The organism is Pedobacter sp. 10L46_2, assembly GCF_056395165.1.
Map to the genome: position 1 here is coordinate 1 of NZ_JBFTIZ010000140.1, position 9,982 is coordinate 9,982.

At 41.9% G+C, this 9,982-nt stretch carries 13 protein-coding genes; 7 read left to right on the forward strand and 6 right to left on the reverse strand.

The window, feature by feature from the left end:
- Positions 1–1,268: M16 family metallopeptidase (locus tag AC1DDX_RS15710; protein ID WP_477622245.1), on the forward strand; the 1,268-nt coding region annotated here is incomplete at its 5' end.
- 303 nt (positions 1,269–1,571) lie between these two features.
- On the opposite strand, the gene AC1DDX_RS15715 is transcribed toward AC1DDX_RS15710, so the two are convergent.
- Positions 1,572–1,724 carry a helix-turn-helix domain-containing protein gene (locus AC1DDX_RS15715; protein ID WP_172663926.1) on the reverse strand — a complete coding sequence of 51 codons (153 nt, stop codon included), beginning with the start codon at positions 1,722–1,724 and terminating at the stop codon, positions 1,572–1,574.
- Positions 1,725–1,891: 167 nt separating this feature from the next.
- Between AC1DDX_RS15715 and AC1DDX_RS15720 the strand changes: the two genes are divergently transcribed.
- Positions 1,892–2,617 carry a TylF/MycF/NovP-related O-methyltransferase gene (locus AC1DDX_RS15720; protein WP_172663396.1) on the forward strand — a complete coding sequence of 242 codons (726 nt, stop codon included), beginning with the start codon at positions 1,892–1,894 and terminating at the stop codon, positions 2,615–2,617.
- A 550-nt stretch (positions 2,618–3,167) separates the two neighbouring features.
- Here AC1DDX_RS15720 and AC1DDX_RS15725 read toward each other — a convergent pair.
- On the reverse strand, positions 3,168–4,028 hold the full coding sequence (locus AC1DDX_RS15725) for an NmrA family NAD(P)-binding protein (protein WP_337714927.1): 861 nt from the start codon (positions 4,026–4,028) through the stop codon (positions 3,168–3,170).
- An 89-nt stretch (positions 4,029–4,117) separates the two neighbouring features.
- On the opposite strand from AC1DDX_RS15725, the gene AC1DDX_RS15730 reads away from it, so the two are divergent.
- From AC1DDX_RS15730 to AC1DDX_RS15740, 3 genes are read left to right on the forward strand one after another with little or no spacing between them, the layout of a single operon-like run.
- Positions 4,118–4,762, forward strand: a complete 645-nt coding sequence (locus AC1DDX_RS15730) for a class I SAM-dependent DNA methyltransferase (protein WP_288880033.1) — start codon at positions 4,118–4,120, stop codon at positions 4,760–4,762.
- A gap of 14 nt (positions 4,763–4,776) precedes the next feature.
- Positions 4,777–5,307 carry a DinB family protein gene (locus tag AC1DDX_RS15735; protein ID WP_288880036.1) on the forward strand — a complete coding sequence of 177 codons (531 nt, stop codon included), beginning with the start codon at positions 4,777–4,779 and terminating at the stop codon, positions 5,305–5,307.
- Positions 5,308–5,325: 18 nt separating this feature from the next.
- On the forward strand, positions 5,326–5,685 hold the full coding sequence (locus AC1DDX_RS15740) for a cupin domain-containing protein (RefSeq protein WP_172663400.1): 360 nt from the start codon (positions 5,326–5,328) through the stop codon (positions 5,683–5,685).
- A 49-nt stretch (positions 5,686–5,734) separates the two neighbouring features.
- On the opposite strand, the gene AC1DDX_RS15745 is transcribed toward AC1DDX_RS15740, so the two are convergent.
- Positions 5,735–6,097 (reverse strand): nuclear transport factor 2 family protein, encoded by a 363-nt coding sequence (locus tag AC1DDX_RS15745; RefSeq protein WP_172663401.1) that lies wholly within the window; start codon positions 6,095–6,097, stop codon positions 5,735–5,737.
- A 789-nt stretch (positions 6,098–6,886) separates the two neighbouring features.
- Between AC1DDX_RS15745 and AC1DDX_RS15750 the strand changes: the two genes are divergently transcribed.
- Positions 6,887–7,153: a hypothetical protein gene (locus tag AC1DDX_RS15750; RefSeq protein ID WP_172663402.1), complete on the forward strand. Its 267-nt coding sequence runs from the start codon at positions 6,887–6,889 to the stop codon at positions 7,151–7,153.
- 307 nt (positions 7,154–7,460) lie between these two features.
- On the opposite strand, the gene AC1DDX_RS15755 is transcribed toward AC1DDX_RS15750, so the two are convergent.
- Together AC1DDX_RS15755 and AC1DDX_RS15760 are read right to left on the reverse strand one after the other, a co-directional pair.
- The gene (locus tag AC1DDX_RS15755) at positions 7,461–7,718 is read right to left on the reverse strand and encodes a hypothetical protein (RefSeq protein WP_172663403.1); all 258 of its coding nucleotides are present in this window, start codon (positions 7,716–7,718) and stop codon (positions 7,461–7,463) included.
- A gap of 94 nt (positions 7,719–7,812) precedes the next feature.
- The gene (locus AC1DDX_RS15760; protein WP_288880045.1) at positions 7,813–8,877 is read right to left on the reverse strand and encodes a glycoside hydrolase family 43 protein; all 1,065 of its coding nucleotides are present in this window, start codon (positions 8,875–8,877) and stop codon (positions 7,813–7,815) included.
- Between the two features lie 510 nt (positions 8,878–9,387).
- Between AC1DDX_RS15760 and AC1DDX_RS15765 the strand changes: the two genes are divergently transcribed.
- Positions 9,388–9,594 (forward strand): hypothetical protein, encoded by a 207-nt coding sequence (locus AC1DDX_RS15765; RefSeq protein ID WP_337714929.1) that lies wholly within the window; start codon positions 9,388–9,390, stop codon positions 9,592–9,594.
- A 57-nt stretch (positions 9,595–9,651) separates the two neighbouring features.
- Here the strand turns inward: AC1DDX_RS15765 and AC1DDX_RS15770 are convergent.
- Positions 9,652–9,982: methyltransferase domain-containing protein (locus tag AC1DDX_RS15770; protein WP_477622246.1), on the reverse strand; the 331-nt coding region annotated here is incomplete at its 5' end.

Here is a 9,982-nt window from a genome sequence, read left to right on the forward strand (position 1 = left end):
TCACCGTTCTGGTCGTAGAAAATCATAAATTACCAAAGGTTTCAGCAAGTTACAGTATTGATGCCGGCCCCATTACTGAAGGTTCAAAAGCCGGAGTTATCGGATTACTGGGCGGCATGTTGAATGAAGGAACAGTTACAAAAACGAAGGCACAGTTTGATGAAGCTGTAGACCAAATGGGCGCAGAAGTAGCGCTTACCTCAGGTGGCGGTCAAGTCTCTGCCCTAACCCGCTATTTCAGTAATGCCTTTCTGTTAATGGCAGATGCCCTGAGGAATCCTGCTTTTCCTGAAGGTTCATTTGACAAGCTAAAATCACAAAGCCTTACCAATTTAAAATCCACCGAACGAAGCACTACTGCAATTTCAGGCCGAGTAGTTAATGCAATATCATTTGGTTTGAAGCACCCCTTTGGAGAGTTTGAAACAGCGCAAAGCATTCAAACCATCACGCTGGAGGATATTAAAGTTGCTTATAAAAAATATGTAACTCCTTCAAGAGGTTACCTGACTTTTGTCGGCGACATTAAACCGGAAGCTGCAAAAGCATTGGCCTTAAAAGCATTTGGAGACTGGAGAGGATCTGTTCTGACCTTCCCTGTTTTGGATAAAGTTAGTAACCCTGCTAAAACAGAAGTAGATGTTGTGGATGTACCTAACGCAGTTCAGTCTGAGCTCACGGTAACCAATCTTATTGAGCTTCCAATGAGCAGTCCGGATTATCACGCAGTATTGCTTGCCAATCAGATTCTAGGGGGTGGAGCTGATGCAAAGCTTTTTAGAAATCTGAGAGAAAAACACGGCTTTACATACGGAGCCTATTCGAGAACCGGCTCAGGAAGAGGACAATCAACTTTCAGTGCTACAGCTTCAGTAAGAAATGAAAAAGTGGATAGTGCTGTAGTCGAATTTTTAAAAGAGATCACAATCATGCGTAACGAAAGAGTCAGCCCGGAAATCCTTCAGAATGCGAAAAACTTATACAACGGTTCTTTTGCCCTGGGGCTTGAAAATCCAGCGCGAAGTGCAGGTTTTGCCAGCAACATTCTGATCAACAAACTTCCAAAAGATTTCTACCGTACATACCTGCAAAAACTCAATGCAGTTACTGCAGCGGATATTTTGCGTGTAAGTAAAAAGTACTTCAACCATGATAATTCCAGAGTAGTTATTGTAGGACAGGCAAATCAATTTCTGCCAGGCCTGAAAAAAACAGGTTTTATCATAAAAGAATATGACAGCTATGCCACACCAATAGTGAGTAAATAGTCACCTATTGAGAAAAGAGAAAGCGGTTGAAGTTGTTTCAACCGCTTTCTTGGTTACAGGTTATCGTGTTGCCCTCTACAACATGTGTGGGGGTCAAAGGCAATACCAGGGGGCTTTCCCCCAATAAATATAGAGGCAACGTGATTGACGGATAGACCACAACCCATCTCTTTAACGCTGCAATTAGTTTCATTTTTGTTTTCATACAAATTACTTTTTTGAATACTTATCAAAGGTAATTTCGATTGTAGCCTGCGGGATAGGACAAAAATGAAGTTGAATAGGACTTATTTGATTTTTTTTTCAGAATGCCTCGGGCGAAGTGCCGGTATGCTTTTTGAAAAATCTGATAAAATAGGAAATATCTTCATAACCCAGGTAACAGGCTATCTGGCTGACCTGACTAGATGTGGCAAGCAACTGTCTTTTAGCTTCCAGGATAATGTATTCGTTAATGTATCAATTTGAATGTACATCGAAATAGTATCGATCTTCACATAGGTAACTTTTTCAGAGAAAAGAATGAACTTATAGGGAGTTAGAGTTTAAAATTATGCTTATTGGTCCCATAAAATAAAAATATTCTGTAATTTAAAATCCGGACTGATCAAACAACTGAATTTATGGACAACTATTTTATTATCCAACCACCTTATACCAAAGTAAGACCTAACCCATCGCTTTTAAAACTTGTGAAGGTTTTGAACAAGGCTTTCAGGAAGCTAAAGCTTGGCCTGGTGATTAGCCCTATAGATACCACTGTAGACATGAATACAATTGAACAGCGAATCAATTACTATCATCTACTGAATACGGTAATACAGAATGGTATAGCGGGTGATGTGGTGGAATTGGGGTGTTTTTCCGGACAGTGCGCGCTGCTTTTTGGGAAAGTTATTGAACAGAACCATTCTGATAAAAAGCTCCACCTTTATGACTCCTTTGAAATTAAGTTTGCGGAGAAAAGAAATGTAGAAGATGTTTTGAAGGAAGGTTTTAGCCAGGCTAAACTCAGACTACCTGAACTGCACAAGGGTTATTTTGAACAGACTTTACCAGACCAACTACCCGAAAAGATAGCTTTTGCACATATTGATTGCGGCCATGGCGGCGATAAGCTGCAGCATAAGGAAATTATGTTATTCTGCCTCGGTCAGATTTACCCTAAAATGTCGCCAGGATCGATATGCGTACTGATGGACTATAACGACCCCAAAATCAACGGCCCGGGGCATGATGCCAACCCTGGAGTTAAACTGGCGTGGGATGAGTTTTTTAAAGGTAGGCCGGAGCAAATTGTGCCTTTATATGGCAACCAGTATTTTCATGCCTATTTCACAAAACAATAAATAAGGTGTGTATTTCTTCCCCAATTTTGGTGGTGAAAAAGATAACAGACAAGCAATTTCTTTTTTTGTAAATAACTGTGTTTTAAATCGATACAAGCTTATTATCTCAGTGGTTCCTTTGTATTATTTTTGCAGGAACTAACATTGATCATGATTCTCGTCTATATGTTAGAGGACCCTACGGCTTTAATCACCAGCAAGCTTTAATGAACACTTAATTCACTTATGAGCTCATAAAATCATCCTACCACAAGCTGTCTGATGGTCCAAAGAACAGCCTATACGGTAAATTAATTGATAAGAAGATTAAAGCAAAAGAAGAGCAGCAAATATCCAAACAGAAAACCTCTCAACAAGAGATGATCGGCATTCAGTAATTAATTCTATTGATGCCATCATTTCAGATTTTTATTAGGTGAGAACAAAAGCAACAGAGAATTACTAACCAATATTCTGCAAATATTTTCGTGATTTTTATGCAGGTGTGTGCACTTTGCAAAATAATGAGTACTATTTTGCAAATCCGTATCTTTACATCATCAAGTACCAGCTAACTACCATTCACAACCCCTTTGATAAACTCCTTCAGCGTGGTCTTTCCCTTTACCGGGCTGACAGGCATCTTATAATCCTGTTCCAGCGTCAGCTTGGTCATCGTCGCCATAGACTCCGCTGCTTCCAAAGAAAAACCACCCTTTTGCAAATACGATACCCACTCTGCCTCAGGAACAACCGCAACCTCCACCGGTTTACGCAATGCTTCAGCAAAAGCCTCGGCCACATCACCAGGTGAATATGCTTCGGGCCCCTCAATGTAATAACTATCCGTTTTTTCCAAAGGTTCCAACATCAGACCAGCTCCAAACTCCCCAATGTCTGCAGGCGACACCATCGGCAATTTAAAATCCGCCGGGTAAAAACTATATAACTTTCCCGTTTCCCGAGCCTGATCCGTCGAAAAAATCCAATTGCTCATATAATAAGCCCCATGCATCACGCTCGCAGGAATACCGATCCTACTTAATGACTGCTCCATCTCATATAAAACCCCCAGATCTCCAATCCCTTTACCCGGCTGGGCCCCATACGTAGATTCCGCGACCACCTTCTGAATTTTAGACCCCTGCAAAGCAGCAAGGATCGCCGTTACAGTTTTCTCCTCCTCTTTAACCGTGTCGGTAGAAGGATCAGCAGGCGGGTTCAATAAAAACAAACGTTCCCCGGTATCAAACACCTTCCGCAATTTATCCACCTCCAGCACATTGACCACCGCCACCTGCGCTCCTTTATCCTCCCATTCTTTTTTCTTTTTCTCATCATGAGAAACAATCGTCACTTTTTCTCCCCGTTCCAACAGCCTGGCAGCCAAAACAGATCCGATATTTCCGGTACCTCCTAAAATGATATGCATAAATCTCGTTTTTAAATGAACACTCTCGAAAAAACAAAGCATCCCATTAGAAGGTTTATATTTAAGATAGGCAAAAAGAAAAAATGACCATGGCCAAACCGAAAACCTCCATAGCAGCCATCTACGATAAGGTTGCCAAAAAATATGCCGTTCAGTTCAAAGATGAGTTGCAAGAAAAGCCACTGGACAGATTACTGCTGGAAGCCTTTGCCAAAGACAACAAAAGAAAAGGCACCCTGATCGATCTGGGATGTGGGCCGGGACAAACCACCAGGTTTCTAAAAGACGCCGGGCAAACCGAAATTACCGGGCTAGACCTCAGCCCGGAAATGATCAGCCAGGCCAAAAAACTGCACCCGGACATCGACTTCCAAACCGGAGACCTGCTGACCCTCACTCTACCCGAAAACACCTACGGATCCGCCATCGCGTTTTATGCCATCGTCCATTTCTATCCGGATCAGCTGCCACAGGTATTCACACAAGTCCATAAAATCCTCAAACCAAAGGCTCAATTTCTCCTGTCCTTCCATTGCGGGGATAAGTTCATTCACCTGGACGAATGGTTCGATGAAAAAGTAGACATCGACTTCTATATGTTTGACCCGGACCAGGTCATCCAAAGCCTGAAAGATGCCGGATTTGAAATCAAAGATGCGCTCGTGCGTTATCCCTATCCGAGTGAACACCAGACCCAAAGGGCTTATATCAAATGCGTGAAAAGCCGAAAATAACAAGAAAAAATACTATGAAAATCATTCCCCCTCCTACTGACCAGCAGCTACTCAAAGAGGAACCGCCCCTAGCCAGACTCATACCCGATCACGATCTGTTCCATCATCTGCAAGAAAACATCAAAAAAACCTTTGCCCAGCTACAATATTTAACCGAAGCGCAGCTTCTTTTCCGCTATGCACCCGGCAAATACAGCATCAAGGAAACCCTGCTGCACATGACCGATATGGAACGCATATACAGCTACCGGATCCTACGCACCGCAAGAAATGATCAGACTCCGATGGAAGGATTCGACGCAGAAGTCTATGTAAAGACATCCGGCGCCGACAGCAGAAACATCAAAGACCTGCTGGACGAATTCGCCAGCCAGAGAAAAGCCACCATAAGCCTACTCCAAAGCATGCCCGAGAAAAGTTTAACCTATACCGGATTACTTTATGGAATCCCAGTCACCATCAGCGCCCTGGCCTACCATATTGCAGGCCATGAACTTCATCACCTGGAGATCATACGTACCCGCTACCTGAATAACCATCGTTAATTAGAAAAAGATATACTTATGAAATCCCTGACACTGCTCAACCCCGCCCAACTCGGCCAAACGATAACCGAAGATTACAGCAACCTGCCAATCAGTCTGGTAAACGACCATGTGGTGCGGCTAAGCATCATGACCCAGCCCTATTACTGGCACTTTCATCCTAATTCGGATGAAAGTTTCCTTGGGGTAGAAGGAATATTGGTTATAGAACTGGAAGACCAGATAATTGAACTCTATCCCGGTCAGCTTTTTACCATACCCAGGAACACCCTTCACCAAACACGTCCGAAAGCAGAGCGATCTGTCAATCTCACCTTCGAGCACCAGGACATGGAAACAGTCAAAAAAGAATCTGATCCCAAAAGCGATAATTCTTGAATTACCTCAGGGATAAAATTTGAGCAGGATTCTGCACCAAAACAAAAAATTACCCGTAATATGCAGCAACCTGGCATACCAACCCCTGCCCGTTAAAAGTCATCACCTCTGCTGTTTTTTTACCTGAACCAGTATTCAGGTAGTATAAAGTCAGTCCATCGGTACCGACTAAAACATCCAGTAGCTCAAAATGCAGGTCTGGCATTTTCTCCAGTGCACGGATCCAGTAAGCCCTGACAGCTTCCTTTCCCGAAACGACACCATCCTGCAGATCCAACAGACGGGCTGCCACCGGAGATTTAATGACAAAATCCGCTGAGTAATGACTTAACACCCTTTCCAGGTCATGCGCGTTAAAAGCACTGATCCATTCCTGCGCAAATTCCAGCGCGAATTCTTCTGTTATTTTCATAAAGTATAGTTTAAAAAACCTGCATAATTTAAAAAATTAAACCAGTCCTTAATAGAAAGTTTGTTAGGTCGGTTACTCCTGCCTTTTAGTATAGGTATCACAGTCCACTTTTGGTTCGAAATTTCCTCGATGTTTTTGTAGTGATTGAAGTGACCACAAAAACCTTCTCTGGAATTAGCCCGTTATGGGCGAACGCATTTTCCATTGAAAGGTAGCTTGGTCCAAGTATGTGGTTGGCGAGCAGTGCGCTTTCAGGTCGTCCAGAACCTAGGTACCTACCTGCAGTATAAAGTCTTTTTTGGCCGGTTCGATCAGACCGTCTGCTTAAAAAAACAATATCTTATCATTTGGTCGTTTATAGTCTTTCAAAAGACCTACCAGGAGCTGATGAGTCAGCGCTGGTTAGATAGTGCGCTTAACGCTGCTTGAATATCCATTGTAAAATATCAATAAGATAAACGATTTAATTTCGTTTATCCTCTTTTATTTTAACAAACCTATCGAATGGTGAAAGTCTAATGTCATAAAGCAATATTTCTATATAAATTACCCGCCCACATGCGCCTTTGTTGGGAATCACCATTATTGTCATCTTACTATTGATCTCGCAGAGGAATGGGATCATAATAAAAAAATTAAAGCAATAATAGTTTATCCTGACATAAGTTCGGAAATCCTGAAATTTGTTGCAGGCCCGGAACAACATTGGTCATTCTTCGCAAAATCACGTGTACAAAGAAGATCGTTAATTACCATGTAATTTGACAAATAAAAACTTACTTTACAGGCATGAACGAGCTCAGGAATGGTTATTACGAATTTGACATAGATATTTACCAGGAATGGAAAAGAACAGGCTATCACTATGTGGCTATCATTACCATTAATGCAGACATGTATGAGTACTTGGACGAATCAGCATTTGAAATTATCCCACATGCCAACAGACCAGAAATGGTTGAACAGGTATACGCAATGGACTCGGAGTATCTTTTATCTTGTGCCAATCAAAAGCTTCTGGCAACAACCTTCATCGTACATAAGCGTTACTTATGATTTTTCAATATCTGGTTGTGAAGTCTGTTACTTTAAAACTATTTACGATTGGTTACAGTCCCAGGCAATCAAATGCCTAAATTATACAAGTGCTACACGGGAAGCCTAATTTGGCTACACAACATAAATGACATTAGGCCAGGGAAGCGGCTGGAAGTGTCAATCCGGCTTTTACAGAATATTTTTTCAGCTTTTAATAAAGACAGCAACAACGGAATCATTCCAAAACCAGTCAGCGTAACTCCAGGAAGATTTAATTAATTTTCATGGATTGCCTTAAATTACAAAATTACGAATTGAAACAGGTTTACCTGTACCTTTCCGGTTGCCTGATTACATTTCTTACTATATACATTAAATCCTTAACAATATCTCTGAATCTGGTAGATGTCCCATTGTGTTCGAAGGTATGATAGAGTTCTTTGACAGGGTCATAAATGGTAAACAGATGTCGATTCTTTTTAGGTTGATAATAAGCCTCATATCCGTCAAAGGGCTGATAGGCTACTAGATGAGTGGGTTTAGCCTTTGATCTTTTAATGAATTTAAAATTGTGCGTATCCATAATATAAACATGAATTGACTATACCTAATTTACTAAATCCCTGCGAAATTAGCGATCAAACCCAAACAAATGTGCTGACCCCGAGTTTTAACGGCTAATCTTTCAAAGTCGGTCCATGCACCATTAACCTACCATCTTTGGCAACCTCCATTTTGTCAATGAATACCAGTCTTTGATGTCCTGTGGCCTCAGTACGCCCATGATACACGCAAAGCATCTGCTTGCCGTCAGGCGTATAGGTTATGCTGTTGTGCCCGGTTCCGCTTACCTTTCCACTTCTCTGTAAAACAGGATTGTTATCCGCCTTTTTAAATGGCCCTAAAGGACTTTTTGAGGTAGCATAACCTATGGCATAATTCTGCCCGTCAAAGTTATTTGCCGAGTACATCATGTAATAAATTTTATCTTTTTTAAAGATGTAAGAGCCTTCGGTCCATCTTCGGTTTACTTCCTTTGCAGTTACCGAACGGCTTTCCCACTCCTCTTTGATGCTGCCCATTTTAACTGGTGGACGCAGCAGCAGCACAGGCGCCCCTATGGTGCCCGAAAAATCCGTTTTCAGCTCTACCCCATACACCCAGCTTTCTTCCACCTCATTATACCATCCCCTTTTTTTCGCCCACTGCGCGACCTCACTAGCCACCGGGTGCTTATAGCAGCATCTGGAATAGTATAAATAGATTTTACCATTTTCAACCAGCAAATTGGCATCGATAATCGGGTACCCCGGATCAAAGATGGGGCGGTCATTCAGGTCGATAAAAGGGCCGGTCGGTTTATCTGAAACGGCTACTCCGATCTTGAAATTTTCTTTTTCCTGATTGGGATTTTGCTTCCACTGGGCGCTATATAACATATAATACTTACCACCTTTCTTGTACACCTCAGGCGCCCAAAAGGAATGTATGCCCCAGCCATTGGGATTATCGTGATGATAAACCTGTCCTTCAAATTTCCATTCTTTTAAATTACTCGATGAATAGGCGCCAAATCCGTTTTTTACGTCGCCTCCGGTGCCGTACATATAGTATTTCCCCTGGTCATACATTACATAAGGATCTCCAAAAGGAATGGGCAAAGGGTTTGCGATAAACTGCGCTTTTGCACCGCCAACAGCCATCAGCAGAGATAACAGGCCAATCCAGATCTTTCTCATCATCTTATTTAAGTTAAATTCGGAAATTTAATATGGGGATATTTTCCCGGATTTTCATCCCTGATCGCATTTTATTGTAATCAGCTTGTCTGATTTGAGATAAAAAAGCAAATTTTAGCTGACGGATGGCACCCCTTCAAAGCGGCACGCTTCAATCCTACTTTTAAATTGGTTAAGTATACTTTTTAAAATTTTGCTGTTCGCCTTTTGGAACCGGCATGTTATATTTTTTCCTGATACATTTACTATTGTGGCGAATAACCTCACCAAGCACATTTTTTAGTATCTTCAAAGTTTGCCTGACTTTTATAACCATTTATTAAGATCAACCAACAGAAATAATATGGCAGGAATCGTCAGAACGCTCCTAACACTATTTTTTTACTGGCAGCTTTACATTCCCAGGCACAAGATCCGACTATAGAAAAACGGACACAAAAGCAATTTGAAGGGCTTTGGGAAAATAAAAAAAATACCAGACGCCTGAAAATATCATTCCGACAGGGTTATGCAATGATTACCGACTGGACAGACAGAATCCAAAAGCCGGAAAGCGGCGACATTTATAAAGCATTCTTAAAGAACGGGAAACTCATCATGCCCGAAGAAACCGATCACCGTGCACCATACAGCGAAATCATCTTTAAGAACAACAGACTGATTTACCTCACCAAATCTATACTCCCCCAAACCTGGAACAAAGAAATTTTCACAAGATAACATCAAAGCAGCGGCATCGAAGGTAAAAAACCCACCCTAAACTTGCTGTACTGATCACTAATCAGTGGACCTGGCTTTACGCACACACCAGGTAGTCATACTTCTCAGGTTCTGAACATTGGTAGTTTTTATGGGTTCGTGAAGCTCCCCACCAATTTGGCTGGTCAATCTAAGCAGCATCTGCTGATTGACCAGGAAGCGTTCCGATCCGTCGGGAAGAATATACCTCCCATTACCGATGAACCTGACCAATGATTCGATGCCAATTTCTGAGGCCAGCCGACAGAAAAAATACCCGCCGGGTTTAAGCACCCTCCACATTGACCTGAGCATACGATCAAACTGACCCTGGTTTTCTGCAAAATGTAATACGGCGCTGCTGATGACC